Raw genomic sequence first — 617 nt, forward strand, 5'->3', positions numbered from 1 at the left:
CCAGCAAGCTTCATCAATCGACGTGCTCTATCATTCTGTTTAGCTAATTGTGCGAGATATTTGTCGTACTCCTTGATCCGTTCGTCAAGACGACCAAGATGGCTAAGCAGGTCACCGATCGCCGTGTTGCACCAGCCCGGCAAATCTTCCAGTACTGCGAGCGCCTCCCGCCGCATAGCACTCGCCTTGAGCGGAAGCGCAATGCCGAGTTCGCTCAGAAGACCACGGATTCTGTTAATGAGCGCCGTGCGCTCTTCGATGTATCCCTGACGCGCCCGGTGAATAAACAGGTCGGCTTGCTGATCAATGGTCTTGACCGGCACGAACCTCATGTTAGGCCTCGTGACCGCCTCGCAGATCGCCGCAGCATCATTGGCATCGTTCTTTCCACGCTTTCCCGCCATCCGGTATGGCGCCACGAACTTCGGCGCCATCAGACGAACGGTATGACCGAACTTTTCGAACTCTCGCGCCCAGTGATGTGCGCCCGAACAGGTTTCCATCCCGATAAGACATGGAGGAAGTGAGGCCACGACTTCGAGCAATCTGCTGCGGCGGACCTCCGGACGAACCAGTTCGGGCTTGCCGGTTGTCCCGACGCCATGCAGCGCAAAGAC

At 57.2% G+C, this 617-nt stretch carries 1 protein-coding gene; it reads right to left on the minus strand.

The annotated features are described in order from the left end of the window. On the minus strand, positions 1 to 617 hold a 617-nt coding region (locus ACTJLC_RS31805; RefSeq protein WP_440846432.1), incomplete at both ends, for an IS110 family transposase.

It is taken from the genome of Paraburkholderia sp. 22099 (assembly GCF_052045835.1).
GTDB lineage: Bacteria > Pseudomonadota > Gammaproteobacteria > Burkholderiales > Burkholderiaceae > Paraburkholderia > Paraburkholderia terricola.